Raw genomic sequence first — 21,082 nt, forward strand, 5'->3', positions numbered from 1 at the left:
ATCTTGACGGTGAATTGGCGGCGAACCTACCTTGATCATTTCGGTAGGCCTCCTGACTACCGACGCATCCACCTCACCGACCACTCACCCCGCCAAGGATGTGCGTCGAAACATGACCAGAACACATGCCCACGGGCGCGGGCCCCGGCGCCTGTGGGCGGCGATCGCCGGCGTGGCGATCGCCGCCGGAGGGCTGCTCGTCCCCGTTCAGTCCGCGTCGGCCGACGCCGGACAGCCGTGGATGAACGCGGCACAGAGCCCGTCGTCACGGGCGGACGAACTGCTCGCGGCGATGACGCTTGCCGACAAGGTGAACATGCTGCACGGAAGTGCGGGCGCCCCGGTTCCCACCGTCGGGTACATCGCGCCGATTCCGCGGCTGCACGTTCCCGGCATCACGATGACCGACGGCCCGGCCGGTGTGCGCGACCGCGTCGACAAGAGCACCGCGCTGCCGTCCCCGTCGGCCCTCGCGGCCGGCTTCGACCCCCGGCTCGCCGAGGAGTACGGCTCGGTGCTCGGCGGCGACGCCCGGGCGCTCGGCCAAGACGTGGTGTTCGGCCCGGGCCAGAACATCCAGCGCGTCCCCGTGAACGGCCGTAACTTCGAGTACTTCAGCGAGGATCCGTACCTGTCCGGCACGTTGTCCGGCGCGGACGTCCGCGGCATCCAGCGCCACGGCGTGATCGCCACGGTGAAGCACTACGTCGCCAACAACCAGGAGACCAACCGCAAGACCGTGTCGGCGAACATGGACGACCGCACGCTGCACGAGATCTACGAGAAGAACTTCGGCGTGGCCGTCGCCGACGGCAGGCCCGGAGCGGCGATGTGCTCCTACAACCGGATCAACGACGTGTACGCCTGCGACGACAGCGAGACTCTCGGGTCGCTGCGCTCGCAGCTGGGCTTCACCGGCTTCGTGGTGTCCGACTACCCGGCCACGCACGCCACCACGTCGATCAGGGACGGGTTGAACGTCGAGCTGCCGGCCGGGGTGTTCAACACCCTGCCCAACGTGCGGGCCGCGTTGGACAAGGGCTCGATCACGATGGCCGACATCGACGCCCGGGTGCGCGAGACGCTCAAAGTGCTGTTCAGGTTCGGGCTGTTCGACCGCGACACCACCGCCCGCGGCCCGATCGACCAGGACGCCGACAACGCGGTCGCCCAGCGGATCGAGGCGCAGAGCGCGGTGCTGCTGAAGAACGACGGGAACGTCCTGCCCCTGGGCTCCTCGGCGCATGACATCGCCGTCATCGGCGCCCCGGCGAAGGCCTCCGCCCAGGGCGGAGGCAGCAGCAAGGTCAACCCGCTGTCGATGGACAACGCCTACGACGCCATCGTCTCCCGCGCCGGTTCGTCGGCCACCGTCTCCTACGCGGACGGCTCCGACCTCGGCCAGGCGGCGGCGACCGCGAAGTCGGCCCAGGTCGCCCTGGTGTTCGTCAAGGACGGTGAGGCCGAGGGCAGCGACCGGGTCGACCTGAGTCTGCCGGGCAACCAGGACGCCCTCGTCGACGCGGTGGCGAAGGCCAATCCGCACACCGTGGTCGTGCTGCAGACCGGTTCGGCGGTGCTCATGCCCTGGCTGAAGCAGGTCGAAGGCGTGCTGCAGACCTGGTACCCGGGCGCCCGGGGCGGCGCGGCCACCGCGCAACTGCTGTGGGGCGACGTGAACCCCTCCGGCAAGCTGCCGCAGACCTGGCCCGCGAGCAACACGCAGACGCCGGTCGGCACGCCGGCGCAGTACCCCGGCATCGACGGCGAGACCTCCTACTCCGAGGGCGTCTACGTCGGCTACCGGTGGTACGACCAGCACGACGAGACCCCGCTGTTCCCGTTCGGCCACGGCCTGTCCTACACCCGCTTCCGCTACGGCGACCTGCGGCTCCGCCACTCCTCGGGCGACTCGCGCGACCCGGTGACCGTGTCGTTCAAGATCACCAACACCGGCGACCGGGCGGGCGCCGAGGCGCCGCAGGTGTACGTCGGCAAACCGGACACACTGGCGCCGACCGCGCCCAAGGAACTGGGCGCCTTCGGCAAGGTCGAGCTCGCCCCGCACGAGACCAAGACGGTCACCCTCACGGTGAACCCGCGGGAGCTGTCCTACTGGGACAGCGGCGCCCAGGCCTTCACCGTCCAGGACGGCTCCTACCCGATCGCGGTCGGTGGCTCCTCGGCCTCGCTGCCGCTGCACGCCACGTACCGGGTCCGGAAGACCGACGGTCCGGTCCGCGTCGAGATCGCCGAGCTGCCCGGCGTCGTCGAGCCCGGGACCACCTACACGGCGACCGTGAAAGTCGGCGACCTGTCCGACGTCCCGCTCACCTCGGCCGCGCTCAAGGTCTCCGCACCGGCCGGCTGGCGCGTCGCCCCGCAGACGAGTCACATCGGGACGGTCCAGGCCGGCCGGCGGGCGAGCCGGACCTTCCGCGTCACGGTGCCGGCCGGCGCCGTGCAGGGCGCGACCGGCCTGGCCGTCACCCTCAGCGGACGCGTGGCCGGCCGACGGATGTCGGCCACCCGGACGACGCGGCTGAACGTGCCGTACGCCTCGATGGCGGCCGCCGCCGACACCGTCGGCGTCACCGCCAACGGCGATCCCGGTCCCGGCAACTTCGACGGCAGCGGGTACAGCTACTCGGCGCAGAGCCTCGCGGCCGACGGCGTCACCCCCGGCGGCACGGTGAAGGTCGGCACCGCCGCGACCGTGTTCCCCGCACAGGCCCCCGGCACGCCGGACGCGGTCAGCGCGTCCGGGCAGGTGGTCAAGGTCGGCGGCACCGGCCGGGCCCTGGTCGTCCTCGGCGCGGCCCACAACGGGGCGGGACGCGGCACGCTGAAGGCGACGTTCACCGACGGCACGTCGGCCGACGTGCCGATCGCCTTCGCCGACTGGTACGGCAACGCGCCGGCGGATCTCAGCTCGATCGTGTCGACCGGCCAGTGGAACCAGCCGATCACCGGCGGCAAGGGCCCGCACGACGTCAGCCTCTACGGCGAGGTCCGTCCGCTGCCGGCGGGCAAGACGCTCGCCTACGTCACCCTGCCGGCCGTCGGCAACCTGAGCCTGTTCTCGGTCAGCGTCGACGACTCAGCGCCTCCCGGCGCCGCCGCGCACCCCTGATCGAGCCGGACCCGGGCCGGACGGTCACGTCCGTCCAGCCCGGGCCTGTGCGCGTTCGGTGGATCGCTGGCGGCCATCGCCCTGCGCGGCACGCATCCGTCCGCGGCACCGCTGCGACGCCTGCACCGTGCCATCGACGCACCACCCGCGTCGGCGCTGCCGGACCGATCGCATCGACCGCACCGTCAGGTACGTCAGTGTTCGCCCGGCGGAGGCTCCTCGTAGGGGATCCGGGACAGGTGCAGGACGTCGCCCAGCGTGCCCCAGCCGTCGCCGCCGAGTTTGGTGAGCGGACGCAGCCGTTCGGCGCGGGGCCGACCGTCGACGACGTACTCCTCGCGCACGGCGGCATGGAGTACGCGTCCCAGGACGAGCGTGGAGTTGCCCACGCGAAGGGTGACGTGTGAACGGCATTCGAGGACCACGGGGGCGGCCGCCACCCTGGGCGGCCGGACGTGGAGGCTCGGTTCGCGTTCGATGCCCGCGTAGTCGAACTCGCTGATGGCCCGCGGGAAGTCGGTCGCGGTCCGATTGATCAGCTCCAGCATCGGCTCGGTGGAGAAGTTCACGACGAACTCGCCCGTGTCCTCGACATTGCGCAGAGAATCCTTGCGGCCGATCGAGGCGAACTGGACGATCGGGGGATCCGTGCTGGCGATGGTAAAGAACGAGTGCGGGGCCAGGTTCGCAGTGGATCCGTCCGGCGTGACGGTCGACACCCAGGCGATCGGGCGGGGGATGACGAGGGACGTCATCAGCCGGTAGAAGTCGACGCCGGACATGATCTCAGGGTCATAGTCGACGCGCACCGTCATATCTTCGTGCGGTAACACCGCCATGAAATACCCGTAATGCGGCAAATAGGGACAATGTTTCGGAATAGCGACCCAGCAGCGCCATGTTCGTGGGGCGCCCTGCTGTCATCGCAAGGTTCTGAAGAACGCGGTGAGGTCGTCGGCCAATGGTCGCGGCTCCTCATGTGCGTGCCCGCCTCGGGGTGTCGTGGTGTAGCGGGTCACGTCGTACGTGCGCTCGGCCCAGCTTCGCGGTAGCCGGGCCAGGTCGTGCGGGAAGACGGCGACGGCGGTGGGCGCCTCGACGTGCCGCCTGCCTCCTCGGCTGCCACGAAGTGACGCGGCTGCCTTACCACGCCTGGAGAGATGTTTCAAGATCTTGAAGTGCCGGTAACGGGGAGGTAGATAACGTCGAGGAAAGTTAATTCAGGTGTGAATATAAATTCACTCTGACTGGCTCGCCTCGAGGAGACGACGTATGAAGGTGCCCCTGAGTGCATGGTTCGACCGCGGTCCGCGGCTGCGAATCGGCGCGGCCGCGGCGACCGCGGTAGCGGTGACCTGCGCGGGTATGGCCGCGCTCAGCGGTACGGCGTCCGCGGCGGTGACGCGCGCCGGGTCTGCTCTCCAGCCGGGCGAGCAGAAGCCCCGCACGGTGGTCACCACCGACATGGAGCAGGACGACTACGACTCCCTGATCCGCTACCTGCTCTATTCCGACGAGTTCGACACCCAGGGCATCGTCTATTCCTCGTCGGTGTATCACTGGGCCGGCGACGGGAAGGGGACGCTGTTCCTTTCGCCCAACCCGCGCCGTGAGTACAACACGCCGCAGACCTCCTGGCGGTTCACCGGCACGAGCATCATCCAGGGACTGCTGGGCCAGTACGCGCGGGTGTACCGCAACCTGCGGGCCCACGACCGCGCCTACCCCTCGCCTCAGGAGCTCCTGGCGAAGACCAAGATCGGCAATATCGACTTCGAGGGCGAGATGTCGCACGACACCGCCGGCTCGGATCTGATCAAAAAGCTCCTCCTCGACAATGACCCGCGGCCGCTCTACCTGCAGGCATGGGGAGGCACCAACACGATCGCGCGGGCGCTGCAGTCGATCCACGACCAGTACGCCGGCACCGCTCAGTGGCAGCGGATCTACGCCAAGGTCTCGGCCAAGGCGGTCATCGTGGCCAGCGGCTTCCAGGACCTCACCTACGCGCAGTACATCGCGCCCAACTGGCCGAAGCTGCAGGTGCGGGACGTCAGCGGTGGCTACAGCGCCTGGGGCTACTACTTCGAGGGCCGCAGCCCCGTACCGGCGCAGTGGCAGTACTACTTCGGCGCCGACTGGACCAAGAAGAACATCCTGGATGTCGGGCCGCTCGGAGCGCAGTACTTCGTCTGGGGAGACGGCCGGTCCACGCCCGGCGACCCGCTGGACACCTTCGGCGACTTGAACAACCCGCCGAAGTGGCTGCCGCCCCGCAAGAAGTACGACTTCCTGTCCGAGGGCGACACCGTGGCCTTCATGAACCTGATCGACACCGGGCTGCGCAGCGAACCCGACCCGACCTGGGGCGGCTGGGGCGGCCGGCTGGTGCAGAAGACCACCACCCCGAACCTGTGGACCTCGGCGCCTTCCGACCTCGGTCCCGATGGGACGCCGATCGGCTCCTACGGCTGGACGCGCTGGATCCCCGCCGCGCAGAACGACTTCGCCGCGCGCCTGAAGTGGAGCGTCACCCCGCCCGGTCAGGCCGTCGACCACGAGCCGGTGGTCACACTGCGTGGTTCCGACCGCCGGGTCCAGGCCGGCCGGACGACGACCGTGTGCGGTCTCGCCCACGACCCCGATGGCACGCCCGTCACCGTGCGGTGGTCGCAGTACCGAGAGGCCGGAACCTTCCCCGGCGCGGTGACGATCACCAACGCGGATCACCAGTGCGCTCAGGTCACCGTTCCCGCCGGCGCCGAGCCCGGCCAGACCGTCCACCTCATCCTCGCGGCGACCGGCTCCGGAAGCGCGCCGCTGACCCGCTACGCGCGGGTCGTCTTCACCGTCCGCTAGATACGTGGCACCGCGTCACGGAAGAAGGAGTGCTATGGATCGGCGTCTGTTCATGGGCTCGGCCGGCGCTGCCGGCCTCGGCGCCCTGGCCGCCCTACCGGCGTCGGCTGCCGAGGCCGCGTCGGTGTCGACCGGTGCGGCCAGGCAGCGTGGCTTCCAGCCACCGGCCGGGCCGCGAGCGCGAGTCATCATCAGCAACGACCTGGGCGCCGACCCCGACGGGTTGTTCGCGTTCGTCCACCAGGTCATGTCACCCTCGACCGACGTACGACTGGCCGTGGGCGCGCACGCCCAGTTGCCGAGCGACCCCTTCGACACCGGTAAGTACCAGGCCGAGGATTCGTACAAGGCGGCCGTCACCATGCTGCGCCTCATGCGCCGCGGCGACGTCAAGGCCTATGCCGGCTCGAACGACGCCCTCAAGGACTCCTCCACGCCACGGGAGACGGCCGGGGCGAAGGCCATCGTCGCCGAGGCGATGCGCACCGACACCAACCTGCCCCTCTACATCACCGCGGGCGGCACGCTCACCGACGTGGCCAGCGCGTACCTGATGGAACCCTCCATCGCCGGCAAGGTGACGCTGGTGTGGATCGGTGGCAAGCCCTACCCGGCAGGGGGAGGCGAGTACAACTTCAGCGCCGATCCGGTGGCGGCGCAGGTGGTGTTCAACCAGTCCACCATGCCCATCTGGCAGATTCCGTCGGACGTGTACTCGATGTGCATGGTGTCGGATTTCGAGCTTCAACAGAACGTCGGGACGGCCGGCGACATCGGCCGCTGGCTGTGGCAGAACCAGCTGAGCTACTACCAGCGGTTCGCGGGGCGCATCAACTTCGGCGAGGTCTACCAGCTGGGTGACTCGCCCCTCGTCCTCCTCACCGCGCTGACTTCTCCCTGGGACAAGACCGCGACCTACACCAGCCCCTACGACACCATCTACGCTCCCCGGCTCAACGCCGACGGCACCTACACGGCCCGTGACAGCGGCCGCAAGATCCGGGTCTACAAGGGCGTCGACACCCGGCTGATGTTCGCCGACTTCTTCGCGAAGCTGCGGGCCCTGTACGGCGAGTAGAAAAAGACGATGGCCCGCCGCTCCCGAGCGGCGGGCCATCGTCCGGTCATGGGCTCAGGCGCGCTGGGCACCCAGCAGCGCGGCTCGCGCGATGCGCTGGGCGGCGAGGGCGTCCTGGCGGGCCTGCGCGTCGGCGAGAGCCTCGGTGTCGAGGATCTGCAGGGCGCGCCAGATGGTGCGCATCACCTCGATGCCGGCGCGGGCGGCCTCCACGGCGTTCTCCCGGAAGGGGAACTGGTCGAGCTGCCAGACGCCCTGCCAGTCCGCCTGGACGAGCGTATGGAAGAACTCGAAGGTCTCGACGAGGTGGATCGAGCCGACGACCATGTCATCGTCCCAGCCCCGGAAGTTGTCATTGACGTCAATGGCGTACAGCTTGTCCCGGGCCATGATCATCTGAGCCGCGTCGGCGGGTGACTCCAGCCCGTAGAGGGAGTGCCCGAAGTCCAGCAGGATGCCGACGTTGGGGACGTCCATCTCCTCGATGGCCAGCAGCGTGCGGGCGGCGGAGGAGAAGGTCATGCGGTTGCGAGGTTCGCGGGGTTTGTACTCGATGGCGAAGCGCAGGTCGGGGTGGCGCTGCGCCAGTTCGCGGACCGCCTCGATCGACATGGACCACAGGGCCTTGTAGTCGGCCTGGAAGGGATAGTCCCAGCCGTCCTGGCCCGGCCAGAGCTTGACGTAGTCGCCGCCGAGCCGGCGGGTGAGGTCGGCGGCCTGGCTCACCAGTTCGATGGCCTCACGCCGGATCTTCGGGTCGGGGTTGGTGAAGCCGCCCCGGCAGAAGGTGCGGGTGTAGATCTCCGGGGTGAGGGCGATGGCACGCAGGTTGTTGGCCTTGAGGGCGTCCTCGACGGCGGCGATGTCCAGCTCGGCGGGGTTGAACGGGTAGTTGAGGTCGACGACCGAAAGGCTGCCGACCTCCCCGGCCCGGTCGATGGCCTCCAGAGTGGTGACCGGCGGCCCGTATCCGTCGGTGGCGTAGCGGTCACGGAACTGTCCGAAGTGCCACAGCCCGGCACCGTACAGCGGTTCAGAGGCGGGTCGGGCTGCTGGTGGGGTCGTCATGACGTGCCTCCTGAGGGTTGAGGGAACCGTGGGCTTGGTCTACGGCGACCGGCCGGGCCTTGTTCTATGCCGACCGATCGGTGGTGCGGGCGCGGGCCAGCGCCTGGTGCCATGCCGATCGCCTGCGCCGGCGCTCTTCGGAGCCGCCACGGGGCGTGAAGAGGCGGGCGGGTCGGTCGAAGTCCTCGAGTTCGGTCTGGGTCCACAGTCCGCCCGTGAGGCCGGCCAGGTGCGCGGCGCCGATCGCCGACAGGTCGCTGACCAGGGACTGATGGACGTGGCGCCCGCTGATGTCGGCCTGTATCTGCATGAGCGTCGGATTGGCGGCGGCGCCGCCGTCGGCCAGCAGGACCTCGCCCTGGCCGGCCGCCTCGACGACGTCTTCGACCTGGAAGGCGATGGACTCCAGCGCCGCACGGGCGATCTGGGGAAGTCCCGTGGCCAATGTCATGCCGGCCAGAGTGGCCTGGGCGTCGCTGTCCCACCAGGGGGCCCCGAGGCCGCCGAAGGCGGGCACGAGGTGCACGCCGTCGCTGCTCGCGCCATCGGCGAGGTCGGCCAGTTCCGCGGGCGTGCGGTCCACGGTGTCGGCGAGCCAGCGCAGGGCGGACCCGGTGGAGAGGATGTTGCCCTCGACCGCGTGCGCGATGGCGCCGACTCCGGTGCCGGATTCGGGGCCGGTGCCCCAGGCGATGGTCCGGCACAGGCCGGTGCCCGGCTCGCTGGTGTCGTGGCAGAGCGCCATGACCGATGAGCCGGTGCCGTACGTCGCCTTGACCCGGCCGGGCAGCCATCCGGCGTGGGCGAGCAACGCGGCGTGCGAGTCACCGAGGACGGCGCCGACCGGCACACCGTCCGCGAGCGGCGGCAGGCCACGAACCGCGGGAAACGGTCCGGTCGAGGGCACCACGCGGGGCAGCACCTGAGAGGGGATGCCGAACAGTTCCAGCAGCCGCGGGTCCCACCGGCCGGTGCGCACGTCGAGCAGCTGCGTGCGGGCGGCGTTGCCGATCTCGATGACGTGCTCGCCGCCGAACCTGCTCAGCAGCCAGGAGTCGATGGTGCCCAGGCACAGGTCCCCGCGGATGGAGCGGCGCCGGTCGGTGTCGGCATGATCGAGCAGCCAGGCCCCCTTGGTCGCCGAGAACATGGGGTCCAGGGGCAGCCCGGTGCGCTCCCACACCATCGCGCCGAACCCATCGGCCACCAAGGCCGCGCATCGCGCCGTGGTACGCCGGTCCTGCCAGCTGATGACGGGGCTGACCGGCTCGCCCGTGGCACGATCCCACAGCAGCATCGACTCGCGCTGATTGCTGATGCCCACCGCGGCGACGAGGGCTGGGTCGTGACCGTCCAGGCAGCGGCGGGTCGCGGCGATCACGCCGGCCCAGATCTCGGCCGGCGACTGCTCGACCCATCCGGGCCGGGGATGGGTCTGGGTCAGTGGCTCGGCTGCCCGGGCGAGCACGCGGCCGCGCCGATCGAGCAGGAGCGCCTTGGTCGAGCCGGTGCCCTGGTCGATGGCGAGGATCACCTCATCGCGGGCCATCGGCGGCCAACTGCCGGGCGGCGGCGGCGATGCCGTCCGCGGTGAGACCGAAGTGGGAGAGGAGGAACTCGGTGCTGCCGGTCGGCGCGAAGGTGCGCGGCACGCCGAGGATCCTCATCCAGGTCGGCCGCCGCTGGCCGAGCAGGCCGGCCACCGCGGCGCCCAGCCCACCGGTGATCGTCGCCTCCTCGGCGGTGATGACGCCGCGGGTCTCCGCGGCCGCGCTCAGCACGGCCGCCTCGTCGAGCGGTTCGATGGAGGCCATATTGATCACTCGCAGCCCGATCCCTTCCTTTCTGAGCGTCGCGGCCGCGTCGATGGCCCGTGACACCATCGTGCCCACGGCGATCACGGTGACGTCGTCGCCTTCGGTCAGCTGCCGGGAACGGCCGAGTTCGAAAGTGATGTCGTCGGGATGGACCGCGGGGACGGCGAACCGGCCGATCCGCAGGAAACTCGGGCCGTCGTGGGCGGCGGCAAAGCGCAGCGCGGCCCGCGTCTCGGCGGGGTCGGCCGGGACGATCACCGGCAGGTCGGCGACCGCCCGGATCCACGATAGGTCCTCGATGGAGTGATGGGTGGGGCCCAGCTCCCCGTACGCCATCCCGGGGCTCTGCCCGCACAACACGACGCGGGCGTGGCTGTAGGCGATGTCGGCCTTGATCTGTTCCAGGGCGCGGCCGGTCAGGAAGGGCGCGGCGGCGGTGACGAAGGGCAGCAGGCCGCCGTTGGCCAGGCCGGCGGCGACGCCGACCATGTCCTGTTCGGCGATGCCGACGTTGATCAGCCTGTCGGGGAACTCCTCCCGGAACTTCACCAGGTTGCTGGATCCGACCGAGTCGTTACAGACCACCACAACTCGTTCATCGGCCCTGGCCAGGGCGGTCAGTTCCTCGGCGAAGGCCTTTCTGCAGTCGAACAGGGGCACGGCCGCGACGGTGTCGGTCATCGGGCGAGCTCCTCGTACGCCGTGGCGGCCTGTTCCTGCGAGGGGACCTTGTGATGCCATTCGACGCGGTTTTCCATGAAGGACACGCCTTTGCCTTTCGTGGTGTGGGCGATGACGCAGACCGGTCTCTCGCCCGCGGCGGGCGCGAAAGCGGTCAGCAGTTCGCGGTGGTCATGACCGTCACAGTGGCGGACCTCCCAGCCGAAGCTGATCCACTTGTCCGCCAGCGGCTCCAGCCGCGAGGTCTCCTCGGTACGGGCACCCTGCTGCAGCATGTTGCGGTCGACGACCGCGGTGAGGCCCGACAGCTTGTGATGGCCGGCGGTCATCGCCGCCTCCCAGTTGCTGCCCTCCTGCAACTCCCCGTCGCCCAGGACGACGAAGGTGCGGCTGCGGGATCCGGAGAGCCTGCTCGCCAGCGCCGCGCCGACCGCGACGGGAAACCCGTGGCCGAGCGGACCGGTGTTGGTCTCCACGCCGGGCACCTTGGTGCGGTTGGGATGGCCGTTGAGCGGCGACAGCGGCCCGGCGAACGTCTTCAGGGCCGACTCGGGAAAGAAGCCGCACTGGGCGAGGACCGCGTAGAGCGCGCCGGCGGTGTGCCCCTTGCTGAGAATCAATCGGTCCCGGTCGGCCGCCAGCGGATCACGGGGATCGATTGACAGCACAGCCCCGTACAGGGTGACCAGGATGTCGATGACCGAGAAGTCGCTGCCGATGTGCCCGAGCCCGGCCTGCCGGATCATGGCGAGATCGGCCTGGCGCACCTTGCGGGCGAGTTCGGCGAGCGTCGCGGGGACGTCGGCGATGTCACCGTCGGCGAGCCGCCGCCGTAGGCGCAGATAGCGCTCGGCCTGGGCGTCATCAGTGGTCAGCATGTGGTCCCTTCCCCTTCAGGTGCCGTATCCGCGCGGTACGCACGCCCGATGGCCGAAGCGCGATCGCCGGATCGCGGTCGGCCCGACGCTCGTCCGCGGCCGCGTCCTGCCGGTCCGCCGCCGGGAACGCCGTAGCCGCTTCGGACCGGCGACGCGGCGTGCTCGGTGGTCCTCCGCGCTCGGCACCCGCTGTTATATATTCAACCACGACTAGCAATACACTATGGCGACATGATCAGAGTGTCAACGGTGCCGTGACAGGGGAGAGGCGCGGCCGGGTCGGCGATCGCCGGTCGGTGTACAGCCGGGATGGGAGCGTGATCAAGGGCCTGTCTCGAAGTCCTCGTCCGTGGCGAGCGGTGAGACAGGCCCTAACGGCGCGGACCGGTCGCCGCAGCGGCCTTCATGCCGTCCGCTGCGGTCCTACCGGCGGCCGTGGGTCACCCGGTGGGCTGGAGGCTGGAGGGGGTGGCGGGGGTGGCCAGCCACTGGGCCGTCTGCAGGTCGGTGATCAGGACGTTGATCCAGCCGCCGAGCAGGGCGGCCTGGATGGCGGTGTGCTTACGGGCGCCGCCGGCGACGCCGACCCGGCGGGGGACCCGGCGCAGGGTTTCGGCGGTGATGCCGAGGACCCGCTCGTCGAGGGTGGTCCGCAGATGCCCGCCGCGCTCGTCGAAGAACCGCATGCACACATCGCCGACGGCTCCGGCGGCGTGCAGCTCGGGAAGCTCGCTCTCGGCGAAGGCGTTGCCGCTTTCGCGGAGCAGCGGGGAAGGCTTGATGCTGCCGATGCCCACCAGCGCCGTGGTGAGGTCTTCGCACGCCGCCAGCGCCGATTCGATGTTGGGATCGGTGACGATCATCTGCCGCATGTCGCCCGATGCCAGGAGGCCCGGGGCGGGCAGGAACACCGGGGTGGCGCCGGTCAGCTGGGCCAGCCGCCCGGTGATGCGGGTGGCCTGCGTCTGCGCGGTCACGTTGCCGACGCCGCCGAGCATCTGGACGACCTTGTCGGCGACCGGCGTCGGCCGGGGGCTCATCGACTCCACCGCGGCCAGCAGTGTCGAGCTCCATGACGACACCCCGATGCGCTCGTCGCCCATCAGCGTGGTCTCCAGATACGCTGCCGCGGCCGAGCCGAGTGCCGGCAGCACCTGATGCTCGTCCGTCTGGTCATCGGTGTCGACGACGACGATCTCGCTGAGGCCGTATCGCTCCTCGAGCTGTTCCTCGATGTCGGCGTGGACGCCGCGGGGCGTGACGACGGTGGTGCGGACGATGCCCAGGTTGACCGCTCGCTTGAGGAGCCGCGACACGCGCGGCTGGGAGATGTGCAACTGCTCGGCGATCTGCGGCTGACGCATCCCACGCTCGTGGTACATCCGCGCGACCTTGGTCAACAGCCGGATCTGATCCGACGGGATGTCGCTCAGGCTCATCGCCCCGGGACCATCCATGATGCCTAGCGCTCCTCTGTCCACATTCTCGGCCGACCGCGTCGTCATCGCCGCGGGCCTGCGGCGGTCGATCACCCGCTCGATGTCCCAGACGGCTCGCGCCGGGCGCGTCTCGTCCGCGTACGACAGTGCCCGCCGACACTCGCGCTACGAGAATACCCATTCACCCCTTACTGATCAGTGCTGGCGCACCGCCGGATGATCCGCCCATGGTTGACACCAGATTTCGGCTACGTTAATTTCGGCATAGACAACGTCTTTTGAATAAATATTCAGATTCGTCAAGGGTAGGGCCATGGCTCACACAGCGAGAACCCGGCTCGGCAGGTCGAACCGCAGACTCCTCCTTCCTGTCCTGGCGTCCGTGCTGGCCGGCTCGCTGGCGGCGTGTTCCGGGGTTCCCGGCGTCTATGTCGTGGAGAAGACCGGTGGTTCGGCCGCCGCGGCGGGCGGCGCCAAGAAGTTCGACGCGACCTCCTACGCCAACGGCATCTGGGCCACCAAGGTCGTCCCGGCCGCACAGAAGGGCGCCGTCGACGCGGCCACCCTCCTGCCGGCACTACGGGCCGATCAGAAGGCGGCGAGCGCCCGTTACGGCAAGCAGGCCGGGGCTGGATCCCCCTTCTCCTTCATGATCAAGGGTACGGGCACGGTAACCGCGGTGAACAGCGCGAGCGCGGTCGGAAGCGTCCAAGTCGACGTACCCGGCGTCGGCAAGACCGACGTCAACCTGGCTGTCGGGCCCGCCTTCGTCGGCACCGCGGTACGTGACGCCGTCGGCTTCATCGACTTCAGCCAGTTTACCAACCAGATCGATTACGCCGACGCGGCGACCGCGCTCAACGCCAAGGTCAAGACGGAGGTCGTGAGCCGCGTGGACCTGAAATCGATCAAGGGGAAGAAGGTCACCTTCACCGGGGCGTTCCAACTGCTCGCGACCTCCAGCGTCATGATCACGCCCATCACCCTGGAGGTGGCGTCGTGACCGAGCCCGCGCCCTCGGCCGGCCCCCCGCCCGACGCCCCGGCTTCGAGCGATACCGCCGGCACACCGGCGCCGACGGCCTTGGTGGCCGAGGAGATCACCAAGTCCTACGGCGGTGTGCACGCGCTGCGCGGCGTGACGTTCAAAGCCCGTACCGGCGCGGTGAACGTACTGGTGGGGGAGAACGGGGCGGGCAAGTCGACGCTGATGAAGATCCTCAGCGGCGCCGAGCAGCCGACCGGCGGCCGGGTCCTGCTGGACGGGGAGCCGGTGGAGTTCCCCACTCCTCGGGAGGCCCTGGCCCACGGCATCGGGATCATTCATCAGGAACTCAGCCTGTTTCCCAACCTCAGCGTCGCCGACAACATCTTCGCCGGCCGCGAGCTGCACAACCGGGCGCATCTGACCAGCGTCGCCGAGCAGCGCCGGCAGGCGAGAGCCGCCCTCGCGCGGCTGCGGCAGGACATCGACCCCGACACGCTGGTGGGCGACCTGCCGATCGGTACGCAGCAACTGGTCGAGATCGCCCGGGTGCTGTCCCAGGACGTGCGAATCCTGATCATGGACGAGCCGACGTCCGCGCTGAGCAACGCCGAAGTCGACGTGCTGTTCGAGGTGATGGACGACCTGCGGGAGCAGAACGTCACGGTCATCTACATCTCCCACAAGCTGGAGGAGTTCCGCCGGATCGGCGACTACGTCACCGTCCTGCGCGACGGAGCCCTGGTGGCCGAGGCGTCGATGGATCAGACCGACACCGCCTGGATCGTCCAGCAGATGGTCGGCCGTTCCCAGGACAGCCTGTTCACGCGTTCGGCCAGCCGGACCGGTGACGTGCTGCTCGCCGTCGAGAACCTGTCCGTGCCCGGCAAACCGACCCCGCTGGTCGACGATGTGAGCTTCGACGTCAAGGCCGGAGAGATCGTCGGCATCTACGGGCTCATGGGCGCGGGCCGCACCGAGCTCATGGAGGCCCTGATCGGCATGCGCCACCACACCGGGACGGTCCGGGTGGACGGGCGGCGGGCCGTGGGCGAAAGAGTCTCCGGCCGGTTGGCGCTGGGCCTGGCGCTGGTCCCGGAGGACCGGCAGCGCGATGGACTCGTCCAGGCGTTGTCGGTCCGCGCGAACCTGCTGCTGTCCACGTTGAACACCCTCACCCGGCATCTGCTTCTCTCCCCGGCGCGTGAACGCCGGGTGGCGACCGGACAGGTCAAGGACCTGCAGATCAAGGTGCCCGGCGTCGACGCCCAGGTCACCCAGCTCAGCGGCGGCAATCAGCAGAAGGTGGTCCTGGGACGCGCGCTGCGGACCGACCCCAAGGTCCTGCTGCTGGACGAGCCGACCCGCGGCGTCGACATCGGCGCGAAGACCGAGATCTTCCGCATCATGAGCGACCTGGCGGACAAAGGCCTGGGCGTGTTGTTCGTCAGTTCGGAGCTGGCCGAGGTGATGGGCATGTCCGACCGGATCCTCGTCATGGCCCGTGGCCGTATCACCGCCGACCTGCCCCGCGGCGAAGCCACCGAGGAAGCGCTCGTCAACGCCTCCGCCTCAACCACCGTCATGAAGGTGAGCCCATGAGCACCAGCACGGAACCCGAAGCCGCGGGCAGCGCGGCGGCCGCGCCGGCCGCGTCGGCGGACCGGGTCGGCAGCGGCACACGACTGGCGATGATCCTGCTACAGGGCCGGACGCTCATCGTTCTCGTCGCCCTGGTGATCATGTTCAGCCTGATCTCCAGCGACTACCTGACCACCAGCAATCTGCTGCTGATGAGCAAGCACGTGTCCATCACCGCGTTGCTCGCCATCGGTGTCACCTTCGTCATCCTCACCGGCGGCATCGACCTGTCGGTCGGCTCCATCTCCGGGCTGGCCGGCATGATCTCCGGCGGGCTGCTGTTCGAAGGCTTGAAACTGCCCGGCGGCGACACCGTCTGGTTCTCCACCGTCATGGTGATCGTCATCGGAATCCTGATCGGCGCCGCGGTCGGAGCGATCAACGGCCTGCTCGTCACCAAGCTCAAGGTCGCCCCCTTCATCGCCACCCTCGGCGTCCTGTACGCCGCCCGTGGGCTGGCCGACCTGCGCAGCAAGGGGGGCACCTTTCCCAATCTCGCCGGGACGCCCGCACGGCACAACACCGGCTTCAACGTCCTGGGCGGCAAGAGCTGGATCGGAGTGCCCGTCGCCATCTGGATCATGATCGTCGTCGCGGCATTGGCGATCATCGTGACCACCCGGACGCCGTTCGGCCGCCGCGTCTACGCCGTCGGCGGCAACGAACGCGCCGCCGAGCTGGCCGGCATCCGTACCTCCCGCATCAAGATCGCCGTCTACATCATCTCCGGGGCATGCGCGGCGCTGGCCGGACTCATCCTCACCTCCGAACTCGGCGCGGCCTACCCCGACACCGCCACCACGTACGAACTGAACGCCATCGCCGCGGCCGTCCTCGGCGGCACCGCGCTGGCGGGCGGCAAGGGCAGCATCATCGGCACCCTCGTCGGCGCGTTCGTCATCGGCTTCCTCAGCGATGGCCTCGTCCTGGTCGGCGTCTCCAGCTTCTGGCAGCTCGTCGTCAAGGGCACCGTCATCGTGCTGGCCGTCGTCCTGGAGCAGACCCAGGAACGCGTCAAGACCCGCATGACCACCTAGCAGAACCCCTCCACACACCACCTTTCACCTCCGACGCCGTTCCGCGCCGCCGGTTTCGCCCCCACCCCCACGTCATGCGCCTGAAAGGAAGGCCCGACTGTGCACCGTCTCCCCAGCCGCCGGCCCATCATCGGCTTCGCCGCCGTCACCGTGGCCGCCGCCCTCAGCCTCACCGCCTGCGGCGGCGGATCCAAGTCCTCCGCGAGCGGCAAGTCCGCCTCCGGTGGCGGATCGAAACTGATCGTGATCATCACGCCGTCACCCGACAACGTGTTCTTCAAGGCCGAGCAGCAGGCCGCCGACGCCGAGGCCAAGAGGCTCGGCTACACCACCCTGGTGCTCAGCCACGACGACGATCCGACCAAGCAGAGCCAGGCGATCGACACCGCCATCTCCCGCAAGGCCGCGGCCATCATCCTCGACAACGCCGGGGCCGACTCCACGGTCACCGCACTGCAGAAGGCCGCCAGCGCCAAGATCCCCAGCTTCCTCATCGACCGCGAGATCAACTCCACCGGGGTCGCCAAGGCCCAGATCGTCTCCAACAACTCCCAGGGTGCGACCCTCGGCGGGCAGGAGTTCGCCAAGGACATGGGCCAAGCCGGGGAGTACTTCGAGCTGACCGGCAAGGAGACCGACACCAACGCCGGCGTCCGGTCCAAGGGCTACCACTCCGTGCTGGACCAGTTCCCGAAGATGAAGATGGTCGCCCAGCAGAGCGCCAACTGGGACCAGACCGAGGCGCTGCAGAAGGTGCAGACCATGCTGCAGGCCCACCCCAACGTCAAGGGCATCATCGCCGGCAACGACACCATGGCGCTGGGCGCCTGGGCCGCGCTGCAGGCCGCGAAGAAGACCAACGTGATCGTCACCGGCTTCGACGGCAGTCCCGACGTGGTCTCGTCCGTCCTCAAGGACGGCATCAAGGCCACCGTCCTGCAGCCCGCGGCGAAGATCTCCCAGATGGCGGTCGACCAGGCCGACAAGTACATCAAGACGGGCTCCACGGGCCAGCCTGAGAAGCAGTCCGTCGACTGCGTCCTGGTCAATAAGGACAACGCGTCTAAGGTCAGTGATTTCGCGCTCGGTTCATGACGCGACGCGGCCCGGCCGGGGTGCCCGGCCGGGTTCGCGGCGCCGCCCCTCAGGACGCCCGTCGCGGGGTGGTGTCACATGCGCCAGATTCTCATCTCGCGCCTGAGCGCGGGGAACTCCCGGATGGCCACGACGACGACACCGGCGATCGCCGCGCCGATCAGCACATTCTTGATCATGATGGTTCCTCCGATCGGTCTCAGCCCGGTGGCAGGTTGGGCATGATCTTGAGGATCGCGTCGTGCTTCCTCGGCTTGACCCCCGTGGAGCGGCGCGCGTCGGCGGTGCCGTTCCTGCGGTGGCCGATCTGCCTGCTGAGCCTCCGCCTCGCGTTGCCCTCCCGTATGCCGCGCACGTGGGCCGGGGTGTCCGGCCTGACGTCCGGCTTACCGACCCGGATCCGTCCCATGGCATCTCCTCAGTTCATCGAAGAATCCCTCGATCTCGGTCCATACCGCCTCGCCGCCCGTCATACCCGTCCAGTGCCGCCGTACGATCGCGACCAGGCGGTAGCAGTCGTCGATGGGGACCAGCCAGGCCTCCGTGCATCCCCGGGCGGTGTTGACGAGGACCGCCTCGACGTCGGCAGCCAGGGAGGTCATCGGCCCGATGCCCTCGACGGCGGACCGCCACCGCGGTGGATCGACCTCCCACCGCGTCGCGCCGGCCGGGCTCGGATAGTGCGCGATGACGCGGCCGTCCGGACGCCGTACGAAGAACGCCAGTCCGACCGGGACGCCCGCCTCCGCCGGCGCGAACGCGGGGAGCGGGACACGGCGGTCGGGAATCAGCCGGAAGTGCCCCTCGCCGGCCTCGTCCCGCTGGAAGAGCACCGAGCAGGCGTAGCAGACGCACCGTGGCTCGTCCGCCTGGAGATCCAGCAGGTGCCGGTGGTTCTCCGCGATCGGCCGGGCGCACAGTTCGCACGCCTGCTCGGGCCGGCCGGCCGCCGTGGCGCGGTCGACCACGCGCCGCAGCGCGCCTGTGCTCTTCACGCCGTCCGGTCCGGAATCCGGCCGGCGGGCCGGCGCAGCAGGGAATCGGCGGGAATCAGGGCCGGGGGGCGCTCGGCGGGCGTGACCTCGACCTTCCGTAGCTCGGGGGCCACGGCGAGGACGGCGTCGACGATGGCCCCTTCGACCGCCGACGCCGACGACGCGCAGCCCCGGCCCCCGGACCAGCGAAGACGCGCGACGTCGCCGGTGATCTCGGCCAGCTCGACCGTGCCGCCGCCCGCTCGAAGGGCGTCGTCGAGCACCCGCGCGACGCGCTCCTCGACCGGCTGCGGGTGGATGCCGTGCAGGATGAGGAGGTGGTGCACCAACTCGTCCCGGGTCAGTGCCGAGGCGAGCTCCGGCAGCCCGCCGATCAGGGCCGTCATGCGGGCGAGCGCGGTGCCGTACACCTCCGTGAGGGCTTCGACCGCCTGCGCCGCGGTCTCGGCGACGGGCCCGGTGGCCTGCTCGAGCCGCTCGAGCAGGCCGTCGAGGCGGACGAGCCGGTCCTCGACCTCGTCCTCCGGCAGGCCGGTCCGGTCCTCCGGCGGGTCAGCCATGGCTCGCTCCGAACGTCGGCGAGTGGAGCTTCTTCAGCACGGTGCCGTTGCCGAGGTACATGTGGACGCCGCAGGGCAGGCACGGATCGAAGCTGCGGACGGCGCGCATGATGTCGACGCCCTTGAAGTCGTCCGGGCCGTTCTCCTCGAAGATCGGCATGTCCTGGACGGCGTCCTCGTACGGGCCGGGAACGCCGTGGATGTCACGGGGACTGGCGTTCCACGGGGTCGGCGGATACGGGTGGTAGTTGGCGATCTTCTTGTCCTTGATGACGAGGTGATGGGACAGCACGCCGCGTACCGCTTCGTGGAATCCGCAGCCGATGCCCTCGTCCGGGACCGTGAAGTCCTGGAAGACCTTCACGTCCCCGCCGCGGACGCGTTCCATGGCGCGCTCGAGGAAGTGGAGGGACATGGCGGCCGCGTAGGCGATGAAGTACGCCCGGGCGCGGTCCCGCTCGATCGCGTTGGACCACTGCGGGATCCGCCACTCCAGGGTCGTCTCCGGGAGCCTGTCGCCGCGGGGCAGGCTGATGCGCACGCTGGAGCCGGTCGCCTTGACGTACGGCGTGTCGACCAGGCCGGCGAGCGCCGTGACGTACAGGCGGGCGAACGGCCCGCCGCCCGTGTCGAGCGCCAGGTTCTCACCGGTGCGCTTGTCGTACCAGCGCGGGCTCATCACCCAGCTGTACTTGTTCTCGAAGTCCCGTTTCTGCGGCACCGGGAGCGTCGTCTGGTTCCACGGGTGGCGCATGTCGACGGGGTTGCCCAGCGGGTCGTGCGTGACGAACGGATCCTCGTTAACCCAGTCCTCGTAGTACGAGCTGCCGAGCAGGATGCGGATGCCGAGGTTGATGTCGACGAGGTCGGTCGTGACGAGCTGGCCGTCCACGACCACGCCCGGGGTGACGTTCATCGCCCGGCCCCAGCGGGTCATGTTCTCGTACCGGTAGTCGACGACGTCGGGGTCCTGCCAGGCTCCCCAGCAGCCGAGCAGGACGCGCCTGCGCCCGACCTCCTCGTACCCGGGCAGGGCCTCGTAGAAGAAGTCGAAGACGTCGTCGTTCATCGCGACGGCCTGCTTGACGAAGTCGATGATCGAGATGAGGCGGCTCAGGTAGTCGGTGAACAGGCTCGGCTCGGGCATCGTCCCGACGCCGCCCGGGTAGACGGTCGAGGGGTGGACGTGCCGCCCCTCCATCAGGCAGAACATCTCCCGGGTCGTGCGGCTGACCTGCAGCGCCTGCTTGTACACCTCGCCTTCGAACGGGTTGAAGGCCTCCATGATCTCGGCGATCGTCCGGTAGCCGTGGATCTCCGCGTTGGGCGCCGCCGTCCGCTGCGCCCGCTGCAGCACGCTCGGGTTGGTCGCCTTGACCATCGCCTCGCAGAAGTCGACGAACACCAGGTTGTCCTGGAAGAGCGTGTGGTCGAACATGTACTCGGCGGCCTCGCCGAGGTTGATGATGTCCTCGCCGAGCGGCGGGGTCTTGATGCCGTACGCCATGTTCTGGGCGTACACCGAGCAGGTCGTGTGGTTGTCCCCGCAGATGCCGCAGATCCGGCTGGTGATGAAGCCGGCGTCGCGCGGATCCTTGCCCTTCATGAACACCGAGTAGCCGCGGAACAGGGACGAGGTGGCATGGCATTCGGCCACCCGCCGGTTCGCGAAATCGATCTTCGTGTAGATGCCGAGGTTGCCGATGATCCGGGTGATCGGGTCCCAGGCCATCTCGACGAGCTGTTCGCCGGCGCGCTGCGGCGCTCGCGTCCGATCGGTCAGTGCCATCTGTCGGTCTCCTTCGCCCTGCGGCCGG

General features: G+C 69.4%; 17 protein-coding genes. 7 read left to right on the forward strand and 10 right to left on the reverse strand.

What is annotated here, in order from left to right; all coding sequences use genetic code 11:
* The first annotated feature begins 112 nt into the window (after positions 1–112).
* The gene (locus ACQP2O_RS20275) at positions 113–3,133 is read left to right on the forward strand and encodes a glycoside hydrolase family 3 C-terminal domain-containing protein (RefSeq protein WP_433187263.1); all 3,021 of its coding nucleotides are present in this window, start codon (positions 113–115) and stop codon (positions 3,131–3,133) included.
* Between the two features lie 194 nt (positions 3,134–3,327).
* On the opposite strand, the gene ACQP2O_RS20280 is transcribed toward ACQP2O_RS20275, so the two are convergent.
* Positions 3,328–3,942 (reverse strand): flavin reductase family protein, encoded by a 615-nt coding sequence (locus tag ACQP2O_RS20280; protein ID WP_433187266.1) that lies wholly within the window; start codon positions 3,940–3,942, stop codon positions 3,328–3,330.
* 463 nt (positions 3,943–4,405) lie between these two features.
* Between ACQP2O_RS20280 and ACQP2O_RS20285 the strand changes: the two genes are divergently transcribed.
* Positions 4,406–5,992, forward strand: coding sequence for a nucleoside hydrolase-like domain-containing protein (locus ACQP2O_RS20285; protein WP_433187269.1), 1,587 nt, complete (start codon positions 4,406–4,408; stop codon positions 5,990–5,992).
* A gap of 34 nt (positions 5,993–6,026) precedes the next feature.
* Complete coding sequence (locus tag ACQP2O_RS20290) at positions 6,027–7,070, forward strand: nucleoside hydrolase (protein ID WP_433187272.1); 1,044 nt, start codon at positions 6,027–6,029, stop codon at positions 7,068–7,070.
* Between the two features lie 54 nt (positions 7,071–7,124).
* On the opposite strand, the gene ACQP2O_RS20295 is transcribed toward ACQP2O_RS20290, so the two are convergent.
* The 5 genes from ACQP2O_RS20295 to ACQP2O_RS20315 form a co-directional block, all read right to left on the reverse strand.
* The gene (locus ACQP2O_RS20295; RefSeq protein WP_433187275.1) at positions 7,125–8,138 is read right to left on the reverse strand and encodes a sugar phosphate isomerase/epimerase family protein; all 1,014 of its coding nucleotides are present in this window, start codon (positions 8,136–8,138) and stop codon (positions 7,125–7,127) included.
* A gap of 64 nt (positions 8,139–8,202) precedes the next feature.
* The gene (locus ACQP2O_RS20300) at positions 8,203–9,687 is read right to left on the reverse strand and encodes an FGGY family carbohydrate kinase (RefSeq protein ID WP_433187278.1); all 1,485 of its coding nucleotides are present in this window, start codon (positions 9,685–9,687) and stop codon (positions 8,203–8,205) included.
* Entirely contained in the window at positions 9,674–10,636 is a 963-nt protein-coding gene (locus ACQP2O_RS20305; RefSeq protein ID WP_433187281.1) for a transketolase family protein, read from the reverse strand. Before ACQP2O_RS20305 ends, ACQP2O_RS20300 begins: the two co-directional genes overlap by 14 nt.
* The gene (locus ACQP2O_RS20310) at positions 10,633–11,514 is read right to left on the reverse strand and encodes a transketolase (RefSeq protein ID WP_433187284.1); all 882 of its coding nucleotides are present in this window, start codon (positions 11,512–11,514) and stop codon (positions 10,633–10,635) included. Before ACQP2O_RS20310 ends, ACQP2O_RS20305 begins: the two co-directional genes overlap by 4 nt.
* A gap of 440 nt (positions 11,515–11,954) precedes the next feature.
* Positions 11,955–12,971, reverse strand: coding sequence for a sugar-binding transcriptional regulator (locus ACQP2O_RS20315; RefSeq protein WP_433187288.1), 1,017 nt, complete (start codon positions 12,969–12,971; stop codon positions 11,955–11,957).
* A 364-nt stretch (positions 12,972–13,335) separates the two neighbouring features.
* Between ACQP2O_RS20315 and ACQP2O_RS20320 the strand changes: the two genes are divergently transcribed.
* The 4 genes from ACQP2O_RS20320 to ACQP2O_RS20335 all read left to right on the forward strand — a co-directional run bounded on the left by ACQP2O_RS20320 (position 13,336) and on the right by ACQP2O_RS20335 (position 17,710).
* Positions 13,336–13,956 carry a DUF2291 family protein gene (locus ACQP2O_RS20320; RefSeq protein ID WP_433187290.1) on the forward strand — a complete coding sequence of 207 codons (621 nt, stop codon included), beginning with the start codon at positions 13,336–13,338 and terminating at the stop codon, positions 13,954–13,956.
* Complete coding sequence (locus ACQP2O_RS20325) at positions 13,953–15,539, forward strand: sugar ABC transporter ATP-binding protein (protein WP_433187292.1); 1,587 nt, start codon at positions 13,953–13,955, stop codon at positions 15,537–15,539. The genes ACQP2O_RS20320 and ACQP2O_RS20325 overlap by 4 nt, the downstream gene beginning before the upstream one ends.
* Positions 15,536–16,615: an ABC transporter permease gene (locus tag ACQP2O_RS20330; protein ID WP_433187294.1), complete on the forward strand. Its 1,080-nt coding sequence runs from the start codon at positions 15,536–15,538 to the stop codon at positions 16,613–16,615. The genes ACQP2O_RS20325 and ACQP2O_RS20330 overlap by 4 nt, the downstream gene beginning before the upstream one ends.
* A 99-nt stretch (positions 16,616–16,714) precedes the next feature.
* Positions 16,715–17,710, forward strand: a complete 996-nt coding sequence (locus tag ACQP2O_RS20335; protein ID WP_433187296.1) for a D-ribose ABC transporter substrate-binding protein — start codon at positions 16,715–16,717, stop codon at positions 17,708–17,710.
* A 199-nt stretch (positions 17,711–17,909) separates the two neighbouring features.
* Here ACQP2O_RS20335 and ACQP2O_RS20340 read toward each other — a convergent pair whose 3' ends face one another.
* Genes ACQP2O_RS20340 through ACQP2O_RS20355 form a run of 4 tightly spaced genes read right to left on the reverse strand, consistent with a single transcriptional unit; the run spans position 17,910 to position 21,054 of the window.
* Positions 17,910–18,119 (reverse strand): hypothetical protein, encoded by a 210-nt coding sequence (locus ACQP2O_RS20340; protein ID WP_433187298.1) that lies wholly within the window; start codon positions 18,117–18,119, stop codon positions 17,910–17,912.
* Entirely contained in the window at positions 18,097–18,705 is a 609-nt protein-coding gene (locus ACQP2O_RS20345) for a DUF5947 family protein (protein ID WP_433187300.1), read from the reverse strand. Before ACQP2O_RS20345 ends, ACQP2O_RS20340 begins: the two co-directional genes overlap by 23 nt.
* A complete protein-coding gene (locus ACQP2O_RS20350; RefSeq protein ID WP_433187302.1) occupies positions 18,702–19,265 on the reverse strand; it encodes a NifU family protein in 564 nt (187 codons plus the stop codon). The genes ACQP2O_RS20345 and ACQP2O_RS20350 overlap by 4 nt, the downstream gene beginning before the upstream one ends.
* Complete coding sequence (locus tag ACQP2O_RS20355) at positions 19,258–21,054, reverse strand: nickel-dependent hydrogenase large subunit (RefSeq protein ID WP_433187304.1); 1,797 nt, start codon at positions 21,052–21,054, stop codon at positions 19,258–19,260. The genes ACQP2O_RS20350 and ACQP2O_RS20355 overlap by 8 nt, the downstream gene beginning before the upstream one ends.
* Positions 21,055–21,082: the final 28 nt, after the last annotated feature.

This window comes from Actinoallomurus sp. CA-150999, assembly GCF_050942425.1.
GTDB lineage: Bacteria > Actinomycetota > Actinomycetes > Streptosporangiales > Streptosporangiaceae > Actinoallomurus.

What these genes read in the sequence shown, in the direction of transcription:
- ACQP2O_RS20340 (WP_433187298.1), bottom strand. Translation starts at nt 18,119, where the DNA reads ATGGGACGGATCCGGGTCGGTAAGCCGGACGTCAGGCCGGACACCCCG.
- ACQP2O_RS20350 (WP_433187302.1), bottom strand. Translation starts at nt 19,265, where the DNA reads ATGGCTGACCCGCCGGAGGACCGGACCGGCCTGCCGGAGGACGAGGTC.
- ACQP2O_RS20305 (WP_433187281.1), bottom strand. Translation starts at nt 10,636, where the DNA reads ATGACCGACACCGTCGCGGCCGTGCCCCTGTTCGACTGCAGAAAGGCC.
- ACQP2O_RS20310 (WP_433187284.1), bottom strand. Translation starts at nt 11,514, where the DNA reads ATGCTGACCACTGATGACGCCCAGGCCGAGCGCTATCTGCGCCTACGG.
- ACQP2O_RS20295 (WP_433187275.1), bottom strand. Translation starts at nt 8,138, where the DNA reads ATGACGACCCCACCAGCAGCCCGACCCGCCTCTGAACCGCTGTACGGT.
- ACQP2O_RS20285 (WP_433187269.1), top strand. Translation starts at nt 4,406, where the DNA reads ATGAAGGTGCCCCTGAGTGCATGGTTCGACCGCGGTCCGCGGCTGCGA.
- ACQP2O_RS20355 (WP_433187304.1), bottom strand. Translation starts at nt 21,054, where the DNA reads ATGGCACTGACCGATCGGACGCGAGCGCCGCAGCGCGCCGGCGAACAG.
- ACQP2O_RS20290 (WP_433187272.1), top strand. Translation starts at nt 6,027, where the DNA reads ATGGATCGGCGTCTGTTCATGGGCTCGGCCGGCGCTGCCGGCCTCGGC.
- ACQP2O_RS20330 (WP_433187294.1), top strand. Translation starts at nt 15,536, where the DNA reads ATGAGCACCAGCACGGAACCCGAAGCCGCGGGCAGCGCGGCGGCCGCG.
- ACQP2O_RS20315 (WP_433187288.1), bottom strand. Translation starts at nt 12,971, where the DNA reads ATGGATGGTCCCGGGGCGATGAGCCTGAGCGACATCCCGTCGGATCAG.
- ACQP2O_RS20300 (WP_433187278.1), bottom strand. Translation starts at nt 9,687, where the DNA reads ATGGCCCGCGATGAGGTGATCCTCGCCATCGACCAGGGCACCGGCTCG.
- ACQP2O_RS20275 (WP_433187263.1), top strand. Translation starts at nt 113, where the DNA reads ATGACCAGAACACATGCCCACGGGCGCGGGCCCCGGCGCCTGTGGGCG.